Below are 20,414 nucleotides of genomic sequence, written 5' to 3' on the forward strand. Positions count from 1 at the left end.
AATAGACTGCACCCCATGGCGGTTACCTCACCGGTCTCACAACGATCGACGGTGGCGGCGCTGCTGTTGCTGACGTTCGCGACGGGACTGGCCGACGCGATCAGTATCCTGGTGCTCGGCCACGTGTTCGTCGCCAACATGACCGGCAACGTGATCTTCCTGGGTTTCTGGCTGGCGCCGAGAACCAGCATCGACCTGACCGCCGTCGTGGTCGCCTTGCCGACCTTCGTGTGCACCACCGTGCTCAGCGGCCGGCTGTCCCGGCATTTCGGCGAGCGGACGCGGGCGTGGATCACCACGGTGCTGGCCACGGAGATCGTCCTGCTGGTTACGGTGGCAATCCTGGCGGGCGCGGGAGTGCTGACCTACCAACGGAATTCCACCCTCGTCATGATCGGCATCCTCGCCGTGACGTTCGGGCTGCAGCACTCGAGCGCGCGCCAGTTCGGCATTCCGGAACTCTCCACCACCGTGCTGACGTCGACGATCGTCAGCCTCGGCCTGGACAGCCGGCTGGCCGGCGGCACGGGTGAGCGCCAAAGGCTGCGGGTCGGCGTTGTCGTCACGATGGGCGCCGGCGCCTTCGTCGGCGCGACGATGTCGAGGTACACGGTCGCCCCGGTGTTCGTCGTGGCCGCGGCGGTGATAGCGACGAGCCTGCTGATCTTCAGGTTCGGGCCTGGTGCAACGAAAGGCTCTGCGGCCGTGGTTAGTTGAACGCGAGCCAGCTCGGCAGCGCCCGCTCGTGTGAGTCGCAGAGCACCTGTCGGGTGTCGCACGACCCCCTGGGGGAGCCGGCGCCGGCCCACATGCCGCCGGTGTCACGGCGCAGCACGATCGCCGAGGAGCCACCGCCGTCGAGCAGCACGGCGTTGTCGCTGCCCAGCCCGCGGAACAGGTCCTGCATGTTGTCCGGGGTGTAGTTGCCGCCCTCGAAGATGTACATCTCGTCCTTTTGCCGCGCGTAGGCCAACGCCGTTCGCGCGGCGCTGGGCCCGCCGTCGTGCAGCTGTTCGGTGTTGCCCGGCGCCAGCAGCCCGATGCCCGACACCGCCACGAACCTCTCGTTCTTGCTGAGCAGATCCTGGACGACCGGGGTCGCGGCGTCGTAATCCTTTTTTGTCTTGGGCCACACCACATACGGCGCGCCGCCGGACGGCAGGATCATGGTCGTCAGCGCGCTCCAGCTCTCGCCGCCGCCGGAGAGACCCTGCTTGCCGGGATAGGCGAGGGTGCCCGTGACCGCCTGGTTGGCGCGGCCCCGGCCATTGGTGTTGTCCACGAAGGCGCCCAACGGTGAGCTGCACCCGGTCTGGCGCCACGAACCGCCCTTTTGCCCGCGCACGTCGAAGAAGTTGGCGTTGATCGCGATCGTCGGCTGGCCCATGCGTTGCCACGCCTGCAGCGGTGTGTAGAGCTCCGAGGCCTGCCACAGCCCCTCCCCGGTGCGGGCACCGGGATTGTTCTCGCAGCGGGCCTGGTCGCCCTGGTGCGTGTCGACCAGCAGGTGCGGTGAGAGACGTCCGGCCGCGTTCTTGATGATCATCAGGTGGCCGCCGTTGTTCATCTCATACCAGCTGCCGGCGGCGTTGAGCATCGGCGCGGGATGGCCGGGGCCGAAGTTGTACACCAGGTAGGAACCGCGGGTGCTGCCGATGGCGTTGGCGAGCAGATCGCGCCCGTCGGCGGCTCGCGCCAGGGGCAGCCCGTTGGTGGCGGCCAGCGTGAAGCAGGCGAGGAGGGCGGTGCAGCACGCCGCCAGCCGGCGGAAGCTGGCGCGTCGGGTCAGCACGATAGCCCTTTCGGCCATGATCTGGATGCAACAGAGACATCATCAGCCTCATTAGTCACACTGTCAATAAAGATAACGAGCCGATGACGCTGGGGCCACGTGCGAATTACGTTTGCTCGCTGGAACTTTCGGGCTCGGCGACGTCCGGGGTTGATTCGGTGGCGGCGGGCTCGGCCCGCTTGCCGCGGCGGGCCTTGTGTTGAGCCTGGTGTTCCTGCGCGAGCGCCAGGGCGGCCGCGCCCTGGATCCGGTGAAAGCCCTTGCGGTCGTAGAGGTGCGTGACGATGCCGCCGAGCAGCAGGCCGATGACGAGGCCCACCGCCGTCATGGTCAGCGCCTGGCTCAGGCCCGCATCCCCGCGGCCGCCGAAGTACAGCAGCGATCGCGCGCCGAGGAAAACCTGATGCATCGGCTCGAATTCGGCCAGCCATCGGAAGAAGGACGGCGTCGCCTCCAGCGGCACCGTGGCTCCGGCCGACGGCAGGCCGAGGATCACGAAGATGAGCATGCTCACCAACATCCCCGCGGTGCCGAGCACCGAGAGCAGCGAACTGGACGTGATGCCCACCGCGGCGATCGCGAACACGCCGAACGCCCAGAGCTGCCAACTGAGATCGATGGGCATACCGAGCGCGTCGGCGATCCAGAGGTACACCGCCGAGGTGAGCAGCCCGAGCAGCACCATCATGGCCCACTTGAGCAGCAGCGTCTGGAATCTCGAGATCCTGACCTGCTCGGCGAATCGGTACACCGGGCCGAATTCGGCCGGCACGTAGCCGAGCAGCGCGTCGACCAGCGTGCTGACCACGATGCTGCCGGTGAACCCGGCAAGCAGGAGCAGCAGCGCGTAATAGAACGCGGACAGCCCGTTGCCGGTGCCATCGGGCAGCGGGTTGTAGACGACCGACTGGATCTCGATGGGGGCGGCCAGCCCCACCTGGGCCGCGCCGGGTAGCGGCGCGCCGCCGGTCTGCGCGGCCACCTCCGCTGTAACCCGTTGCCCCGCTATGCCGTTGGCCATGCCCATGGCCGTGCTGAGGGTTTGGCCGGCGATGCTCGCGCCCAGCGTGCCGGCCCGCGGGTTGGTGGAGACGGTGATCGACGGCCGTTCGGCGCGGGTCGGCGCCACGGCGCTGGTCCCGAAGTCCCGCAGCTTGGACGAGAAGCTGGGCGGTATCACGACCGACCCGTACACCCGGCCGGTGTCCAGTTGACGTTTGGCCTCGCCGCGGGAGAGCACGCGGACGTCGAACTTGTTCTTGTCCAACCCATTGACCAACCGGTCGGTGATCTGCGCACCCCCGGGGCCGGCGTCCTCGTTCACCACCGCGATGGGGAAATGGTGCAGGTTGGTGCTCGGGTTCAAGATGCCGCCGAGGTAGAGCGCGCACAGCGCCGACATCAGCGCCAACGTGATGATCAGGGGCGCCGCCCAGAACCGCACGGTGCGGATCGCCTTGATGTTGTGCTTGGGATTGGGCGCCGCGTGCTGCGCGTGCGACTGAGGCATGCCGACTCCTGTCTGTCGTGCCCACTCTATGGGCTGCGTCGCCGGCCCTCCATGTCTCAGTCGCCCAGCTTGGCGTGCATCTCCCACAGCAGCAGTTCCGAGGGCTCGCTCGCCGCCGCGCGGCGGCCGTCGGCGTCGGTCAATCGCACGGCGTCGCCCGCGTGCAACTCCCCGATCCCTTCGACGCTGACCCGGCCGCGGGCCAGGAAAAGATGCAGGTAGGGCGCGGCCGGGAGGTGCGCGGCCGCCCCGGCCCCCAGGCGCGTGCCGTGCAGCGCGGCGTGGCGGTTGTGCAGGGTGATGGCCGCGTCGTGGGTGGGGATGCCAGAGGCGATCGTCACCAGGTTGTCGTCCAGCATTTTCGGGTCGATCTCGTGCTGTTGGTAGCTCGGGTCGATGCCGGACTCGTCGGGTACCACCCACATCTGCACGAAATGCACCGGCTCGCTGGGGGAGTCGTTGCGCTCGGAGTGCAGGATGCCGCTGCCGGCCGACATGCGTTGCGCCAGTCCGGGATAGACGACCCCGTGGTTGCCGGTGGAGTCGCGATGGGACAGTTCGCCGCGCAGCACCCAGGTCACGATTTCCATGTCCCGGTGCGGGTGCGTGTCGAATCCCGTTCCGGGGGAGACGATGTCGTCGTTGTTGACCAACAGCAACCCGTAGTGGGTGTTGTCCGGGTCGTAGTGGTCGCCGAAGGAGAACGAGTGCCGGGAGGTCAACCACGGCGTGGTGGTGACGGCCCGATCGGCCGCGCGGCGGATCTCCGCGGTGGCAGACATGATCCCAGCGTAATGCCCGGGCGGGTCAGCCGACCGCCGCGGTGAGCAGCCGCTGGGCGTGGCGGAGCGCGGCGTCGAGCTCGGGCAGGGTCAACCCGGTGGCGTGGCCCAGGTGGATCTCGATCTGATACTCCGGCTGGCCATCGGGGGAGAAGATCGGCAGCACGACGAATTCGGCGGTGGCCAAGTCCGTTTCGAGGACATCGGTGACCGACCGCAGCGTCACCATCGTCATCAGCGTGGTGAGCTGACGCGTGACGTGGGCCGTCGGCTCCAGCGAGGCCAGCACCTCGGCCAGCCGATGGTGCAGCGACTGGTGGGTGTCGTCGAAGCGCCACGCGCCATAGCCGCGGGCACGGATATCGGTCAGCACCCGCTGATGCTCGGAGATTTCGGCGCGGGTGAGCCGGGGCATCACGCGATGCAGCCAGGCCTGGACGAAATCCTCGTCGCGCCAGGCCATGGCGACCAGGCCGAAGGGCGGGTCGATGGGAAAGCGCTGGCCCACAGCGTGTTCGCCGTCGGTGCCGTGGCCGACCGTGTCGACGGTGATCAGGTGCCGGGCGCCGATCTTCGACATGGAGCAGCCCGCGCTGAGCCTGTCGTGCAGGAAGCGCAGCGCGTCGCGGCCGCGGTCCAGCAGCGGAAACTGCTCGCGCAGCCCGTGCACCAGCCCGAACAGCCCGCTGCCCAGCACGTAGCGACGATCCCCGCGCCGCGCCACCCAGGCGCGCCGTTCCAACTCGGCCAGCACGAGGGCGCACGTCGAGGTGCTGATGGCGCAACGTTTTGCCAGTTCCGCCGATGTGAGCCCACCCGGCGAATTTGCCAGGGCGGCAAGCACATCCATCACCCGCGCGGTCGGCGGCGATTTGGGGCGTGGTTCGCCCCGCGCCTGCGCCATTGACGTAGCCACCGCCGCCTCCCTACGATCCGTCCAAAATGCCAGAATATATGTCCTAATATTAGGAGACAATCGTGTTGAAGGTGGGGGTGTGGGGGCCCGGGTCCATGGGAGTGGTCGCCCTGCGTGGCGTGATCGACCATCCGGAGCTGCAACTGGTCGACGTCGTGGTGCACAGCGATGCCAAGGCCGGCCGAGATGCCGGGGAGCTGTGCGGCATTGCGCCGGTGGGCGTGGTGGCCACCCAGGATCCGGCGGCCATGCTCGCCGGCGACGCCGACGCCGTGGTGTACGCCGCCGCCGCCAACCTGCGGCCGCTGGACGCCGTCGAGGACATGGTGTCGATCCTGCGGGCCGGAAAGAACGTGGTGTCGTGCTCGGTGGTGCCGCTGGTCTTTCCCGACGCCGTCGACGCCGCGTTCACCGAGCCGCTGCGCCAGGCCGCGATCGACGGCGGGGTGTCGTTCTTCACCACCGGCATCGACTCGGGATTCGCCAATGACGTTCTGCCGCTGGTGCTTACCGGCGTGTCGCGGGTGATCGAATCGGTGCGCGTGACCGAGATGTTCAACTACGCGACCTACCCGGACCGCTCCGCCGTCTACGAGATCCTCGGGTTCGGTCAGCAACCGGACTACCCGGCCTTCGCGGCCCAGCCGGGGATTTTCACCTTCGGCTGGGGGCCCGTGTTGCACCAGCTCGCCGCCGGGTTGGGGGTCAAGATCGACAACATCGAGGAGGCCAACGAGCGGATCCCCGCCGGCGAATCTTTCGACACGCCAACGGGGCACATCGCGGCCGGAACGATCGCGGCCATGCGCTCGACGCTGACCGGTTACGTCGGGGGGAAACCGACCTTCGTCCTCGACCACGTGACGCGCATGCGCGACGACATCGCCCCGGACTGGCCCCAGCCCCGCATCTGCATCGAGCCAAAGGACCTCGGTTACGGCCCGGCGTCCGGCCGCGGGTTGTACCGCGTCGAGATCGAGGGTTCCCCCAGCATGCGCTGCGAATTCGAGATGGCCGAAGACCACGACCACGATCTGGGGGCGCGCATCGCGGGCTCCTCGAGGATGGTCAACGCCATCCCCGCCGTGTGCGCCGCCGCGCCCGGGCTGCTCTCCGCGCTGGACCTGCCGCTGATCACCGGGAACGGCCTGGTGCGTCCGGTGCCGGGCCCGCCGCCCGACAGCCGGCTGTTCTAGTTGGTGACGGCGCGAGTGAGGAGGCGGACAATCTTGCCTCGCCCGGTGACGGCGAGCGCCGGAACGGCGCGAGTGAGGAGGCGGGCAATCCTGCCTAGGACCGCGCGCCGGGGTACGTCGCGGCGGCGAGCTCCAGGATCTCGGCGCGGTCGGCCGCCAGAATGAATCCGGAGCGGATCGCCGCGTCGAGCGCGCCGGTGAAGCGCTCCAGGTATTCCGTGCTCCCGCCGGGATAGAGCCGGCGCAGCGTGGCGGCGTCGAAAAGCTCGCCGGAGCCGAAGATCATGGACATGATGCTTTCCTCGCCACCCAGCCCCGACGTCCGGGCGACCGGCACGTCCACCCAGGGGGTCCTGAGCCCTCCGCGGGCGAGGCCGTTGCCATCCAGAACCGGTTGCGGCCCTTCGGTTTCCCGGGCCGCAAGGGGTTCCGCGCTCGGCGCCGGCTCGCCGCTGGCGACCCACGTGTTGAGGGCGGCGAGCGCGGCCTGCACCACATAGTGGTGTTGCGGCCCGAAGTTGATGCAGTGCGCCAACTGCTGGCCCATCAGCATGTTGGTCGGCGTGTAGGCGGCGGCGATGTCCGCGAGCGGCGCCGACCCGCTGTCGATGAACGCGACCTGGATGGTGTAGTTGTCGGCGTGGGCGGCGCCGGCGATCTCCCAGACCCGCAGGTAGTTGCTGTCGGGCTGGCGGGCGAAGTAGTAGCCCTGCCGGGCTCCGCCGAACACGTCGGTTTCCGTGACGACCGTCAGCAGCGGGACACGCAGCTCCGGGCGAAACGCAACCCCTTGCGGCTCTTCGGTTTCCGCGAAGATCGAGGTTCCGTCGAGCGGGGCGGCCGAGCCGAAACGGGAATGGACGAGGAACCCGTCGTAGGTGCGGGCCAACGGGTCGACGGCGTTGATGTAGGTCGTGAGGAACATGGCCGATTGCGATTCGCCCAGCGCGATGACGCGCCGCACGGGCAGATCCCCCAGCAGGGCCCGGCCCTCGTCGCTTTTGAGCAGGCCGCCGATCTGGGAGAACATGTCGTAGCAGAAGGCGTCGCCCGGGTGGTGTAGGGGCGCATACCGTTGTGGGTCCTGGGTTTTCAGCGACATGTCCGCGCCGAGCAGGCTGTCGCCGCCCTCGGCCCCCACCCGCTGCGCCGAGACCCCGACGTAGGCGTAGCCCGCCCGGATGATTTCGCGGTGCGCCATCATCCATACCGCGGGAGCGTCGATGCCGCCGCTCACGTTGAGCCATTCGACCAGCACGGTTCCGTTGAATCGCGCCGGATCGGTGGGTGTCAACACCACGATCCGCGTCGTGAAATCGGCGGAGCCCGAGGGTGTTACGTCCCAGCGGCCATCGGGTCCCAACTCGGTCACCGGGATATAGGACGAGGCCGTCGCGGAAACGAAGAATTCCTCGACGCGGTAGCCCACGTCGGCGAGGTCATAGGCGCTCAGCAGCAGCAGCGGCTTGCCGGGCGCGGCCGTGACCAGGGCGGTGGAATTCGTCATGTGCGCAACCTTCTTACTCCTGACCGGCGGACAGCGAACCGGGCAGCCCGAACTTCGTGAACAACGTCTCATCGATGAACGCCACCACGTGAGACACCTTCTCGCCGTGCACATCCAGCACATGCAACTGGAAGGGGACATGCACGTCGCCGGCGCGCATGTACATCGCGGCGGCGAGCTGACCGTTGGCGACCAGCGGCAGCAGCCGCATGTCTCCGCCCGCCTCGGCCGGGCATTGCTGGTGGATCAGGGTCACGATGTCCGCCGCGCCCCGATACCAGCCGGCGTACGGCGGCATTTCCCAGATCGCCTCCGCGGTGAACAACTCCACCAGGCGGTCGATGTCGTAGGTCTCGAACGCGGCGATGTAGCGGGCCAGCAGGTCTTGGGCCTCGGGCGAATCCGGCGGCGCCAGTTGGTCGTCGGCGCTGGGACCGACGGCATCCAGTTGCGACCGGGCCCGCTGCAGCAGGCTGTTGACGGCGGTCGTGGTGGTGCCGACCGCCTCGGCGACCTCGGCGGAGCGCCACTGCAGCACGTCGCGCAGCAGCAGCACCGCCCGCTGCCGCGGCGGAAGGTATTGCAGCGCAGCCACGAACGCCAGCCGTACCGACTCCCGCGACCCGACGACCACCGACGGGTCCGCCGGGTGATCGGTCAACTCCGGCAGCGGCTCGAGCCAGGGCACTTCGCGGCGCTCCACCAGCTCCGCGGTCGGGTCCGAACTCGGGGCGCCCAGGCCCACCGGCAACGCCCTGCGCCCCTTGCCCTCCAGCGCGCTCAGGCAGGTGTTGGTGGCGATGCGGTGCAGCCAGGTCCGCAGCGAGGACTTGCCTTCGAAACGGTCGTAGGACTTCCAGGCCCGCAGCAACGTCTCCTGCACCAGATCTTCGGCGTCGTGCAGCGACCCGGTCATCCGATAGCAGTGGGCGAGCAGCTCGCGGCGATAGGGCTCGGCCTGGGCCGAGAAATCGGTCCCCAGCACCGCGTCGCCTTCGGGGTCTTGGGCGAGAAGACTCACGCGGATGAGCCTACGCAGTGTCCGCAACCCCGGCCGGGATCCCAGCCATTACGCTGCACCTCAATGACTAGGACCAGCCGATGAACCGCACCGAACGCAGTTTCGACGGATTCGGCGGTGTGCGCATCGTCTACGACGTCTGGACCCCCGACACGCCGCCGCGGGCGGTCGTGGTGCTGGCGCACGGTCTCGGCGAGTACGCCCGCCGCTACGACCACGTCGCCCAGTGCTTCGGGGAGGCTGGCCTGGTCACCTATGCGCTGGACCATCGCGGGCACGGCCGCTCGGGCGGCAAACGGGCGGTGGTGCGTGACATCCACGAGTACACCACCGACTTCGACACCCTGGTCGGCATCGCCACGCGCGAACACCACGGCCTCAAGTGCGTCGTGTTGGGCCACAGCATGGGCGGGGGGATCGTCTTCGCCTACGGCGTCGAGCGCCCGGACAACTACGACCTGATGGTGCTGTCGGGGCCCGCGGTGGCGGCCCAGGACCAGGTGTCACCGCTGCTGGCCCTGGCCGCCAAGGTGCTGGGGGCCGTCGTGCCCGGCCTGCCGGCGCAGGACCTCGACGTCGACGCCATCTCGCGCGATCCCGCGGTGGTGGCGGCCTACAAGAGCGATCCGCTGGTGTACCACGGCAAGGTTCCGGCCGGCATCGGCCGCGCGTTGCTGCAGGTCGGCGAGACGATGCCGCAGCGGGCGCCGGCGCTGACGGCGCCGTTGCTGGTGGTGCACGGGTCCGAGGACCGGTTGATTCCCGTCGCCGGCAGCCGTCGGCTCGTCGAGTGCGTCGGGTCCACCGACGTCGAGCTGAAGGTGTATCCCGGCCTGTATCACGAGGTCTTCAACGAGCCCGAGCGCGAGCAGGTGCTCGACGATGTCGTCTCCTGGATCACCGCTCGGCTGTGAGCGGGCGTGTCGGACCGCTCCCGTACGTTGGCGCTAATGACCCGCACGGGCGAGGAGGAACGGCGCCATGACTCGCGCCGGTGACGATGCAGAGCGCGGCGATGAGGAGGAACGGCGCTAATGACTGACGACAAGATGCTGGCGCGCATCGCCGCGCTGCTGCGTCAGGCCGAAGGCACCGACAACTCCCACGAGGCCGACGCGTTCATGTCGGCCGCGCAGCGGCTCGCGACGGCCGCGTCCATCGACCTCGCGGTGGCGCGCTCCCATTCGGCCCAGCGTTCGGCCGCGCAGGCCCCGACGCAGCGCACCATCACCATCGGCGCGGCGGGCACCAAGGGGTTGCGGACCTACGTTCAGCTCTTCGTGCTGATCGCCGCGGCCAACGACGTGCGGTGCGACGTCGCGTCCAATTCGACGTTCGTCTACGCCTACGGATTTGCCGAGGACATCGACGCCAGCCACGCCCTGTACGCCAGCCTGGTCGTGCAAATGGTGCGCGCGTCGGACGCCTACCTCGCCTCGGGCGCGCACCGTCCCACGCCGACGATCACCGCCCGGCTCAACTTTCAGCTGGCCTTCGGGGCGCGTGTGGGCCAACGGCTGGCCGAGGCCCGCGACGAGGCCCGGCGGGAAGCCACCAAGGACCGGCAACGTGCGCCGGGAACCGCTATCGCCTTGCGGGACAAGGAGGTTGAGCTCGTGGACTACTACCGCGGTGCGTCCAAGGCGCGCGGCACCTGGCAGGCCAGTCGAGCGTCGGCCGGGTATTCGTCGGCGGCGCGGCGCGCGGGCGACCGGGCCGGCAAGCGAGCGCGGCTCGGCAACAGCCCGGAACTCCCCGGAGCGCGGAGCGCGCTGAGCGGGTGACTCCCGGGAACTCCCCGCGGCGGGATTCTCAACGCTCCAGGGTCTATGCGGCCGAGGAATTCGTCCGCACGTTGTTCGACCGCGCCGCCCAGCACGGTTCACCCGCCGTGGACTTCTTCGGCACACAATTGACGCTGCCGCCGGAGGGCCGCTTCGGTTCGGTGGCCTCCGCCCAGCGCTACGTGGACGACGTGCTGGCGCTGCCGGCGGTGCGCAGCCGGTGGCCCGGGGTGGCCCCGTTGCGGGTCCGGCCGCGCCGGGCCGCCACCGCCGCGCACTACGAAAACCAGGACGGCGCAGGCGTTATCGCGGTCCCCGACCGTGACACCGCCGACTGGGCGCTGCGTGAGCTGGTGATGTTGCACGAAGTGGCGCATCATTTGTGCCGGGCCGAGCCGCCGCACGGCCGCGAGTTCGTCGCGACGATCTGCGAGTTGACGGAGCTGGTGATGGGACCCGAAGTGGGGCATGTGCTGCGCGTCGTCTACGCCAAAGAGGGTGTGCGGTGAGCGATCCCGACGAGAGGGCCCGCGAGATCGAAGCCCAGATGACCGACGACGAGCGGTTCTCCCTGCTGGTCTCGGTGATGGGCGCCGGCGACCTGTGGCCGGTGCGCGACGAACGCATCCCGGCGGACACGCCGATGAGCGCGGGGTACGTGCCCGGGATTCCCCGCCTGGGGGTGCCGCCCCTGCGGATGAGCGATGCCGGCCTGGGCGTCACCAACCCCGGCTACCGTCCGGGCGACACGGCCACCGCGCTGCCCGCCGGGCTGGCGCTGGCCGCGGGTTTCGATCCGGCGCTGGCCCGGTCCGCCGGCGAAGTGATCGGCTCAGAGGCGCGCAGCCGCGGATTCAACGTGCAGCTCGCCGGGGCGATGAACCTCGCGCGCGACCCGCGCAACGGCCGCAACTTCGAATACCTTTCCGAGGACCCGCTTTTGACCGCCGCGATGATCGCGGAGTCGATCGACGGCATTCAGCGCCACGGCGTCATCTCGACGGTCAAGCACTACTCGCTGAACTGCAACGAGACCAATCGGCACTTCCTGGACGCGGTCATCGATCCCGACGCGCACCGCGAGTCCGACCTGCTCGCCTTCGAGATCGCGATCGAGCGGGCGCAACCGGGCGCCGTGATGACCGCCTACAACAAGGTCAACGGCGTCTACGCCGCGGCGAACGATGTCCTGATCAACGAGGTGCTCAAGGGCGCCTGGGCGTATCGCGGTTGGGTCATGTCCGACTGGGGCGCCACGCCGAGCTGGGAGTGTGCGCTGGCCGGCCTCGATCAGGAGTGCGGCGCCCAGATCGACGCGCTGCTGTGGCAGGCCGAGGCCTTCGGCGCGCCGCTGCGCGACGCGTACGCCGAGGGCAGGCTGCCCAGGGAGCGGTTGTCGGACATGGTCCGACGGATCCTGCGGTCCATGTTCGCCGTCGGTATCGACCGCGACGCCGCGCCGCCGGATCCGGATCGGGCCGCGCACAACGAGATTGCGCTGCGCATCGCCCGCCAGGGGGCCGTGTTGCTGACCAACCGGGGAGCGCTCCCGTTGACGCCCGAGCCGGGCATGCGCATCGCCGTCATCGGCGGATACGCGCACCTGGGCGTGCCGGCCGGCTATGGTTCGAGCACCGTCGTTCCCGACGGCGGCTACGCGGGCGTGGTCCCGATCGGCGGCGCGGGGCTGGAGGCCGGGCTGCGCAACCTGTACCTGCTGCCGTCGTCGCCGTTGCAGGAGTTGCGAAACCAGTTGCCGCGGGCGCAGATCGAATTCGACCCTGGCATCAGTCCGGCCGAGGCGGCGCTGGCGGCGCGGCTCGCCGATGTCGCGATCGTGTTCGCGGTGCGCGCGGAAGGGGAGGGATACGATCTCGCCGACCTGTCGCTGCCCTGGGGCCAGGACGAAATGATCGCGGCGGTGGCGGCGGCCAACCCCAATACCGTGGTGGTGCTCGAGACCGGCAACCCGGTGAGCATGCCGTGGCGCGACGCGGTGAATGCCGTTGTGCAGGCGTGGTATCCGGGTCAGGCCGGCGCCCGGGCGATCGCCGAGATCCTCACCGGCCGGGTCAATCCTTCGGGCCGGCTTCCGATCACCTTTCCCGCCGATCTGGACCAGACGCCTCGCCCGCGGCTACCCGGTGTCGGCACGCCGTGGGGGACCGCGAGCACGATCGAATACTTCGAGGGCGCCGATGTCGGCTATCGATGGTATGCGGCCAACGGCCACGTCCCGATGTTCGCCTTCGGTCATGGCCTGTCCTACACCAGGTTTGACTACCGTGACCTGGTGGTCACCGGCGGGGAGACCATCACGGCCAGTTTCACCGTCGTCAATGCCGGCGACCGCGCCGGGGCCGACGTGCCGCAGCTGTACGTGACGGCGGAGCCCGGCGGACCGTGCCTGCGGCTGCTGGGATTCGAGCGGATCGAGTTAGAACCGGGCGCCAGCCGCCGGCTGAGGATCGAGGCCGATCCGCGCCTGCTCGCACGCTACGACGGCGGCGCCGGATGCTGGCGGATCGAGGCGGGCGATTACGCGGCGGCCGTGGGCATTTCGGCGTTGGCCATGCGGCTCGCGGCCGGGGTCGAACTGACCGGCCGTACGTTCGGGCGATGACTCCCTCGGGCTGACGCCCGAACGTACGACCGGCCCGAGGCGTTACTCCACGGGGGTCAGCGCGTCGCCGCACGTGCAGCGGTAGCCCTCGCCGGCGCCCGAGCAGTGGCAGGGCACCTCGATGCGGACACGGCAGCCGCAGCCTTCGTGACCGCACGTCAGCAGGGTCCCGGCTTCGTAAGTTGCCATTTGACTCACCCTTTTCTCCTGGTGTGACTCGTGCGGCGCGGTTCGGCCGCACCCCCACTATATACCCCCCATGGGTATACGTAAACGGTCGCGACGGGTTTCGTGGCGGGGACGGCTGTCGTGCGGGGGCCCGGCGGGCGCGGCTAGCGTTGACGTCATGAGCGAGAAACCGACCCCCCACGACGTCGACGCATTCCTGGACAGCACGGTGGTGGGCGACGATCCGTCCTTGACCGCGGCGCTCGAGGCCAGCAACGCGGCCGGCCTACCGCCGATCGCGGTGTCGGTGCAACAGGGAAAGTTCCTGAGCCTGCTCGCCGGCGCCATCGGCGCGCGGCGCATCCTCGAGATCGGCACCCTGGGCGGCTTCAGCACCATCTGGTTGGCGCGTGGCGCCGGGCCGCAGGGCCGCGTGGTGACGCTGGAGTACGAGCCGAAGCACGCCGAGGTGGCGCGGGGCAACTTGAAGCGCGCCGGCGTCGACGATCGGGTGGAGGTGATCGTCGGCGCGGCGCTGGATACGCTGCCGACGGTCACCGGACCCTTCGATCTGATCTTCATCGACGCCGACAAGGAGAACAACCTGGCGTATGTGGAGTGGGCGGTCCGATTGGCCCGGCCCGGTGCGGTCGTGGTGGTGGACAACGTGATTCGCGACGGGCAGATTCTGCGGCCGGATTCCGACGATGCCCGGGTGCGGGCGACCCGCGAGACGCTGCAGGCGATGGGCGAGCACCCGCGGCTGGACACCGCGGTGATCCAGACGGTGGGGGCCAAGCACTGGGACGGCTTCGCCTTGGCGCTGGTGCAGTAGCTCAGCGCGGGGACAGGTCGGCGACCGCCTGCCCGGCGGAGGTGAGTTCGCCGATCCGCAAGGCGGTTTCACCGGCGTACAGGGCGGCGCCGTCCAGCCAGGAGTCGGGAACACCGGCCACCGGTGCCAGCGGCGTGAAGAACGGGAGGGCCGGCGACTGCAGGCGCATCAGTGCGCCCGCATCGAAATAGCCCAGCGCCGACAGGGGACGACTGGCCGCGTTGAGCGCCGCCGGCACCGCCTTGGCCCGCCCGTCGGCGCGGCACCACCGGCGCGTCGCCTCGTTGGGCACGACGCGGTGCCGTAGCGGCCAGCTCAGGCCGAACAGGTTTGTCTCGATCGTCCTGTCGGCCCGAAGGATTCGCCGCTGATACTCGCGGCTCGCGTTGGCCTCGTGCGTCAACAGGAATCGCGTGCCCGCGATGACACCGCTGGCGCCGCCGTCCAGCGCGGCGCGAGTGTCGGCGGCGGTGGCGACGCCGCCGGCCAGGAACACCGGTCGGTTCCCGGCCGCGCGCAGGGCGTGCGGGAGAAAATCCAGGGCCGGCACGGTCCCCACGAGGTGCCCGCCGGCCTCGCGCCCCTGAGCGATCAAACCGTCAGCGCCGCAGGCGATCGCGGCCCGCGCCTGCGCCTCGGTGCCCACCATCACGAAGACGAAGACCCCGGCGTCGCGCAGATGCTCGACGAGGCCCCGCTTGTCGCCGAACGCCAACACCACCGCGTCCACCCGGGCGTCGACGCAGGCCGCGACGTGATGGCGATGCACAAAGGGCAGCAACAGGTTTACCGCGACGGCACGACCCGGCGCCTGCTCGCGCACCCGGTTGATCGCGGCGCGCAGCCGGCCCGGGGTGTCGATGCCCAGCGTGCCGAGCCCGCCCGCGTTGGCGACCGCGGCCGCCAGGGCCGCCCCCGCAAGCCCGCCGCCCATGCCGGCCTGTCCCACCGGGTGATCGAGCCGCAATCGATCCGCGAGGTCCATGCCTCAAGACGCTACGCGGTTTCTCGAACTGAGCCGCGATCGGGCGTAATGTTGATCACAGATGGATGGGTGCAGCCCAGCTCAAAAGGCTTGCTGCATAACAGAAAGGTCACAAAATGAGTACAGTCCATTCATCAATCGATCACCACCCCGATTTGATGGCGTTGCGCGCCCGCTACGAGCGTGTCGCCGAGTCGATGAGTGCGCATTTCACCTTCGGCCTGGCGCTGCTGACGGGTCTGTATGTGGCCGCGTCGCCGTGGATCGTGGGATTCAGCGCGACGAGGTCGCTCGCCACGTCTGACCTGATCGCCGGTATCGCGGTGGCGTTCCTGGCGTATGGGTTCGCCACGACGCTGGATCGCGCGCACGGCATGACATGGACGCTGCCGGTGCTCGGCGCGTGGGTCATCGTGTCGACGTGGATCCTGCCGGACGTCACGCTGACCACCGGCATGACCTGGTCGAATGTCGTCGCGGGCGCGTTGCTGACCTTCCTGGGTCTCAACGCCACCTACTTCGGCATGCGCACGCGCGCCACGGGAACGCACGCCTAGCCCCGAACTCGGTTAGGGCACAGGTCGATTCGCCGCCTGGCCGGGCGATCCGGTCAGGCGGAGATCAACCGCAGACTGCGCCGATGGCGGCCGAGCTGACCAGCTTGACGTACTTGGCCAGCACCCCGGTCTTGTAGCGCGGCGGCGGCGGCGTGAAACCCTTTCGCCGCGAATCGAATTCGGACGGATCGGCGAGCACGTCGAGCACCCGGTTGGCGACGTCCAGCCGGATGCGGTCGCCGTCGCGCAGAAACGCGATCGGTCCGGCGTCCACCGCCTCCGGGGCGATGTGACCGACGCACAGCCCGGTCGTCCCGCCCGAGAACCGGCCGTCGGTCAGCAACAGCACGTCTTTGCCGAGACCGGCGCCCTTGATCGCGCCGGTGATGGCGAGCATCTCGCGCATGCCGGGTCCGCCCTTCGGGCCCTCGTAGCGGATCACCACCGCGTCGCCCTTGGTGATGGTGCCGTCCTCGAGGGCATCGAGCGCGGCCCGTTCACCGTCGAAAACCCTTGCGGTGCCCTCGAACACGTCGGAATCGAAGCCGGCGGACTTCACCACCGCGCCCTCGGGAGCCAGCGATCCGCGCAGGATGGTGATGCCGCCGGTGGGGTGAATGGGATTGCTCAGGGCCCGCAGCACCTTGCCGTCGGGGTCGGGCGGTGCGATCTCGGCCAGGTTCTCGGCCACGGTCGCACCGGTGACCGTCAGGCAATCGCCGCGCAGTAGGCCGGCATCCAGCAACGCCTTCATCATCACCGGCACGCCGCCGATGTGGTCGACGTGCGACATCACGTGGCGGCCGAACGGCTTGACGTCGGCCAAATGCGGAACCTTCGACCCGATCCGGCTGAAGTCGTCGAGCGTCAGCGCGACGTCGGCCTCGTGGGCGATGGCCAGCAGGTGCAGCACCGCGTTGGTGGACCCGCCGAAGGCCATCACCACCGCGATGGCGTTTTCGAACGCCTCCTTGGTGAGGATGTCGCGGGCGGTGATCCCGCGCCGCAGCAGTTCGACGACGGCCGCGCCGCTGCGCCGCGCGAACCCGTCGCGGCGGCGGTCGGTCGCCGGCGGCGCCGCGCTGCCCGGCAACGACATCCCGAGCGCCTCGGCGGCGCTGGCCATCGTGTTGGCGGTGTACATGCCGCCGCAGGCGCCCTCGCCGGGGCAGATCGCCCGCTCGATGGCGTCGACGTCCTCGCGCGGCATCAGCCCGCGGGCGCAGGCCCCCACCGCCTCGAACGCGTCGATGATGGTGACCTCGCGCTCGCTGCCGTCGGAGAGCTTGGCCACCCCCGGCAGGATCGAGCCCGCGTAGAGGAACACCGAGGCCAGGTCCAGCCGCGCGGCGGCCATCAGCATCCCGGGCAGCGACTTGTCGCAGCCGGCCAGCAGCACCGAGCCGTCGAGGCGTTCGGCCTGCATCACCGTCTCGACGCTGTCGGCGATCACTTCGCGCGACACCAGGGAGAAGTGCATCCCCTCGTGGCCCATCGAGATGCCGTCGGACACGGAGATGGTGCCGAACTCGAGGGGGTACCCGCCGGCCGAGAACACCCCCTCCTTGACGGCCTTGGCGAGCCGGTCCAGCGAGAGGTTGCACGGCGTGATCTCGTTCCAGGACGACGCGACGCCGATCTGCGGCTTGGCGAAGTCCTCGTCTCCCATGCCTACTGCCCGCAGCATGCCACGGGCGGCGGCCTTCTCCAGGCCGTCGGTGACGTCACGACTACGCGGCTTGATGTCGGCGGTCCGAGCCGAATCGGTGGTGGGCATCGTTCAAGTATGCGCTGGCCAGTCGCGATGCCCGTTCCCGGGGTAATACCCCGTCGGGGTATAAGCTGGGATGGGCGGGCCAGACGGAGCGGCAGGGGTGAATCGACGATGACAGACGAACACGGGTACTCGCAGCAGAAGGACAACTACGCCAAGCGGCTGCGGCGCATCGAGGGCCAGGTGCGGGGCATCGCCCGCATGATCGAGGAAGACAAGTACTGCATCGACGTGCTGACCCAGATCAGCGCCGTCAACAGCGCGCTGCGGTCGGTCGCGCTGAATTTGCTCGACGAGCACCTGAGCCACTGCGTCACCCGGGCCGTTGCCGAGGGCGGCGACGAGGCCGACACGAAGCTCAGCGAGGCCTCCGCCGCGATCGCTCGCCTCGTCCGCTCCTGATCGCAGGGCGTGTTGCCGCGCCAAGTTGGAGGAACCGGTAGCCGGTGTGCGTACGGTATGGGGAGCGTGACCTCGGCGACGTTGCTCAGCCGATTGCGCACACCCAAGCGATGACTGTGATGACTGCCGAAACCGCCAACGCAGCCGCGCGAACGTGGACGCCACGGATCGCGGCTCAGCTCGCCATCCTCGCGGCCGCGGCCTTCACCTATGTCACCGCCGAGATCCTGCCGGTGGGGGCGCTGCCGGCGATCGCCCGCAACCTCAACGTCAGTTTGGTCCTGGTTGGGACCCTGCTGTCCTGGTACGCCCTGGTCGCGGCCCTGACGACGATCCCGCTGGTGCGCTGGACCGCGCACCTGCCGCGCCGCCGCGTGCTGGTCGCGAGCCTGACCTGCCTGACCGCCTCCCAGCTCATCTCGGCGCTGGCGCCCAACTTCGCGGTGCTGGCCGCCGGGCGGGTGCTGTGTGCGATCACCCACGGGCTGCTGTGGTCGGTCATCGCGCCGATCGCGACCCGGCTGGTGCCGCCCAGCCACGCCGGGCGAGCCACCACATCGATCTACGTCGGCACCAGCCTGGCGCTGGTCGTCGGCAGCCCGCTGACCGCGGCCCTGAGCCTGATGTGGGGATGGCGCCTGGCCGTCGTGTGCGTCACCGTCGCGGCCGCGCTCGTCACGGTCGCCGCCCGGCTGATGCTGCCGGAGATGGTGCTCACCGAGGATCAGCTGGCCCACGTCGGGCCCCGGTCCCGCCATCACCGCAACCCGCGGCTGATCATCGTGAGTGTGCTGGCGATGATCGCGGTCACCGGCCACTTCGTGTCCTACACCTTCATCGTCGAGCTCATCCGCAACGTCCTGGGCGTGCGTGGGCCGAACCTGGCCTGGGTGCTGGCCGCCTACGGGCTGGCCGGCCTGCTATCGGTGCCGCTGGTGGCGCGGCCCCTGGACCACCGCCCCAAGGGCGCCGTCATCCTGTGCATGACGGGTCTGACGGCCGCCTTCGTGGTGCTGACGGCGCTGGCGTTCGGCGGCCGGTCCGGCGCGACGACGGCGCTGATCGGCACCGCCGCCATCGTGCTGTGGGGGGCCATGGCCACCGCCGTATCGCCGATGATGCAATCCGCCGCCATGCGCAACGGGGCCGACGACCCCGACGGGGCCTCGGGCCTCTACGTGACGGCATTCCAGGTCGGCATCATGGCCGGCTCGCTGGCGGGCGGTCTGCTCTACGAGCACAGCGTCACGATGATGCTGATCGCTTCGGCGATCCTGATGGCGGTCGCGCTGGTCGGCATCGCCGCCAACCGGCGGATGCTCGACGTCCCCCCGCCGCGGCCGACAAGCTCACTCGATTCATAACCGCCCAGCTCAGAGGCGTGTTCTTGGCGGCTCCGGGGCCGCGGACGCCCGCCGGCGACGGTCGACGGCGCCCGCCCTATGCCAGACTGTGTCGGAGTAGACGAGTGGAGGTATGCATATGTCGGGCTGGACGAAGGCCTGGACTTTCAAGGGTCTCTTCGCCGCTCTGAACGTCACCGGCTGGGGCGCAGTGTTGACCCTGGCGCTGGTGCTGAGCGCCGCCCCCGCGCTGGCCGACCCGGACCCGGCTCCCGCCGACCCGGGCGCCGTCGCCGCCCCGCCCGGCCCGCCCGCGCCGCCGGATCCCTTCGCGCCGCCACCCCCGCCCGACCCGCTGGCACCGCCGCCCCCGCCCGACCCGGCGGCGGCGCCACCATGGCTCCCGCCCATGGCGGAACCCGCGGCGGCCTCGGCCGCCGGGCAGAACCCCACCCCGTTCACCGGGACGGCCCCGTTCGGGCCCCCCAAGATCCAGCCCGCCAACGGGTCGACCGTCGGCGTCGCCCAGCCGATCATCATCAACTTTCCGGGACGCGTCGACGACGCCGGCGCCGCGGAGGGCGCGGTCCACGTCTCGTCGGTGCCCGCGGTCCCGGGCAAGTTCTACTGGATGACCCCGACGCAGCTGCGCTGGCGGCCGTTGAGCTTCTGGCCCGCCCACACCGCGGTGACCGTCGACGCCGGGGGCACCGTGTCGAGCTTCCGCACCGGAGACACGCTGGTCGCCACGGCCGACGACGCCACGCATCAGCTGACCGTCACCCGCAACGGCACCGTGGAGAAGACGATCCCGATGTCGATGGGCATGACGTCCGGCAACCACCAAACCCCCAACGGCACCTACTACGTGCAGGACAAGAAGGCGTCGGTGGTGATGGATTCGTCCACCTATGGGGTCCCGGTCAACTCGACCTACGGCTACAAGGTGACGGTGGAGGACGCGGTCCGGTTCGACAACGTCGGCGACTACGTGCACAGCGCCCCCTGGTCGGTGGACGACCAGGGCAAGCGCGACGTCAGCCACGGCTGCATCAACATCAGCCCCTCCAACGCGAAGTGGTTCTTCGACAACTTCGGCGCGGGAGACCCGATCATCGTGAAGAACTCCACCGGCGGCAACTACAAGAAGAACGACGGCTCCGCCGACTGGATGAACTAGCTGCCCGAGAGCAGTCGCAGAATCGCCCGTTTCCCCCGC

19 protein-coding genes and 1 pseudogene are annotated in these 20,414 nt (G+C 69.6%); 11 read left to right on the forward strand and 9 right to left on the reverse strand.

From position 1 onward, the window contains the following. Nucleotides 1-51 precede the first annotated feature (51 nt). Nucleotides 52-717 carry a YoaK family protein gene (locus QGN31_RS01165; protein ID WP_014943116.1) on the forward strand — a complete coding sequence of 222 codons (666 nt, stop codon included), beginning with the start codon at nt 52-54 and terminating at the stop codon, nt 715-717. Here the strand turns inward: QGN31_RS01165 and QGN31_RS01170 are convergent. The 4 genes from QGN31_RS01170 to QGN31_RS01185 form a co-directional block, all read right to left on the reverse strand. Continuing rightward, nucleotides 710-1,819 (reverse strand): phosphodiester glycosidase family protein, encoded by a 1,110-nt coding sequence (locus QGN31_RS01170; protein ID WP_085976465.1) that lies wholly within the window; start codon nt 1,817-1,819, stop codon nt 710-712. The two genes, QGN31_RS01165 and QGN31_RS01170, sit on opposite strands and share 8 nt — an antisense overlap. Nucleotides 1,820-1,898: 79 nt before the next feature. Further along, complete coding sequence (locus QGN31_RS01175) at nt 1,899-3,302, reverse strand: YhgE/Pip domain-containing protein (RefSeq protein ID WP_201406935.1); 1,404 nt, start codon at nt 3,300-3,302, stop codon at nt 1,899-1,901. 56 nt (nt 3,303-3,358) lie between these two features. Further along, nucleotides 3,359-4,084 (reverse strand): pirin family protein, encoded by a 726-nt coding sequence (locus tag QGN31_RS01180; RefSeq protein WP_008261943.1) that lies wholly within the window; start codon nt 4,082-4,084, stop codon nt 3,359-3,361. Nucleotides 4,085-4,109: 25 nt separating this feature from the next. After that, the gene (locus QGN31_RS01185; protein WP_043955491.1) at nt 4,110-4,988 is read right to left on the reverse strand and encodes a MarR family transcriptional regulator; all 879 of its coding nucleotides are present in this window, start codon (nt 4,986-4,988) and stop codon (nt 4,110-4,112) included. A gap of 74 nt (nt 4,989-5,062) precedes the next feature. Here QGN31_RS01185 and QGN31_RS01190 point away from each other — a divergent pair, with 74 nt between their 5' ends. Then, nucleotides 5,063-6,196, forward strand: a complete 1,134-nt coding sequence (locus QGN31_RS01190; protein ID WP_083863028.1) for an NAD(P)H-dependent amine dehydrogenase family protein — start codon at nt 5,063-5,065, stop codon at nt 6,194-6,196. 94 nt (nt 6,197-6,290) lie between these two features. Here QGN31_RS01190 and QGN31_RS01195 read toward each other — a convergent pair whose 3' ends face one another. Both QGN31_RS01195 and QGN31_RS01200 read right to left on the reverse strand, forming a co-directional pair. Continuing rightward, entirely contained in the window at nt 6,291-7,703 is a 1,413-nt protein-coding gene (locus QGN31_RS01195; protein ID WP_014943111.1) for an alpha/beta hydrolase domain-containing protein, read from the reverse strand. A 13-nt stretch (nt 7,704-7,716) separates the two neighbouring features. Next, nucleotides 7,717-8,773: pseudogene (locus QGN31_RS01200) on the reverse strand (sigma-70 family RNA polymerase sigma factor). Between the two features lie 31 nt (nt 8,774-8,804). Between QGN31_RS01200 and QGN31_RS01205 the strand changes: the two are divergent. From QGN31_RS01205 to QGN31_RS01220, 4 genes are all read left to right on the forward strand, one after another. After that, nucleotides 8,805-9,638 (forward strand): alpha/beta hydrolase, encoded by an 834-nt coding sequence (locus QGN31_RS01205; protein WP_014381448.1) that lies wholly within the window; start codon nt 8,805-8,807, stop codon nt 9,636-9,638. 120 nt (nt 9,639-9,758) lie between these two features. Next, nucleotides 9,759-10,508, forward strand: coding sequence for a DUF2786 domain-containing protein (locus QGN31_RS01210; protein ID WP_009955435.1), 750 nt, complete (start codon nt 9,759-9,761; stop codon nt 10,506-10,508). Further along, on the forward strand, nt 10,505-11,017 hold the full coding sequence (locus QGN31_RS01215; protein ID WP_009955436.1) for a TIGR04338 family metallohydrolase: 513 nt from the start codon (nt 10,505-10,507) through the stop codon (nt 11,015-11,017). Before QGN31_RS01210 ends, QGN31_RS01215 begins: the two co-directional genes overlap by 4 nt. Then, a complete protein-coding gene (locus tag QGN31_RS01220) occupies nt 11,014-13,131 on the forward strand; it encodes a glycoside hydrolase family 3 protein (RefSeq protein WP_014381447.1) in 2,118 nt (705 codons plus the stop codon). The genes QGN31_RS01215 and QGN31_RS01220 overlap by 4 nt, the downstream gene beginning before the upstream one ends. A gap of 42 nt (nt 13,132-13,173) precedes the next feature. Here QGN31_RS01220 and mymT read toward each other — a convergent pair whose 3' ends face one another. Then, nucleotides 13,174-13,320: a metallothionein MymT gene (gene mymT / locus QGN31_RS01225; RefSeq protein ID WP_008261926.1), complete on the reverse strand. Its 147-nt coding sequence runs from the start codon at nt 13,318-13,320 to the stop codon at nt 13,174-13,176. A 157-nt stretch (nt 13,321-13,477) separates the two neighbouring features. Here mymT and QGN31_RS01230 point away from each other — a divergent pair, with 157 nt between their 5' ends. After that, a complete protein-coding gene (locus QGN31_RS01230) occupies nt 13,478-14,134 on the forward strand; it encodes an O-methyltransferase (protein WP_009955438.1) in 657 nt (218 codons plus the stop codon). 1 nt (nt 14,135) lies between these two features. Here the strand turns inward: QGN31_RS01230 and QGN31_RS01235 are convergent, their stop codons facing one another. Continuing rightward, entirely contained in the window at nt 14,136-15,119 is a 984-nt protein-coding gene (locus QGN31_RS01235) for a nitronate monooxygenase (RefSeq protein ID WP_014943109.1), read from the reverse strand. A gap of 116 nt (nt 15,120-15,235) precedes the next feature. On the opposite strand from QGN31_RS01235, the gene QGN31_RS01240 reads away from it, so the two are divergent. Beyond that, the gene (locus tag QGN31_RS01240) at nt 15,236-15,676 is read left to right on the forward strand and encodes an SPW repeat protein (RefSeq protein ID WP_008261919.1); all 441 of its coding nucleotides are present in this window, start codon (nt 15,236-15,238) and stop codon (nt 15,674-15,676) included. Nucleotides 15,677-15,740: 64 nt separating this feature from the next. Here the strand turns inward: QGN31_RS01240 and ilvD are convergent, their stop codons facing one another. Then, on the reverse strand, nt 15,741-17,453 hold the full coding sequence (gene ilvD / locus QGN31_RS01245) for a dihydroxy-acid dehydratase (RefSeq protein WP_014943108.1): 1,713 nt from the start codon (nt 17,451-17,453) through the stop codon (nt 15,741-15,743). 108 nt (nt 17,454-17,561) lie between these two features. On the opposite strand from ilvD, the gene QGN31_RS01250 reads away from it, so the two are divergent. The 3 genes from QGN31_RS01250 (at nt 17,562) to QGN31_RS01260 (ending at nt 20,375) form a co-directional block, all read left to right on the forward strand. Then, nucleotides 17,562-17,852: a metal-sensitive transcriptional regulator gene (locus tag QGN31_RS01250; RefSeq protein ID WP_008261917.1), complete on the forward strand. Its 291-nt coding sequence runs from the start codon at nt 17,562-17,564 to the stop codon at nt 17,850-17,852. 119 nt (nt 17,853-17,971) lie between these two features. Continuing rightward, entirely contained in the window at nt 17,972-19,216 is a 1,245-nt protein-coding gene (locus tag QGN31_RS01255) for an MFS transporter (RefSeq protein WP_008261916.1), read from the forward strand. 118 nt (nt 19,217-19,334) lie between these two features. Next, entirely contained in the window at nt 19,335-20,375 is a 1,041-nt protein-coding gene (locus QGN31_RS01260; RefSeq protein ID WP_008261915.1) for a L,D-transpeptidase, read from the forward strand. The last annotated feature ends 39 nt before the right edge of the window (nt 20,376-20,414 follow it).

This window comes from Mycobacterium sp. 2-64, from assembly GCF_035918375.1.
GTDB lineage: Bacteria > Actinomycetota > Actinomycetes > Mycobacteriales > Mycobacteriaceae > Mycobacterium > Mycobacterium intracellulare.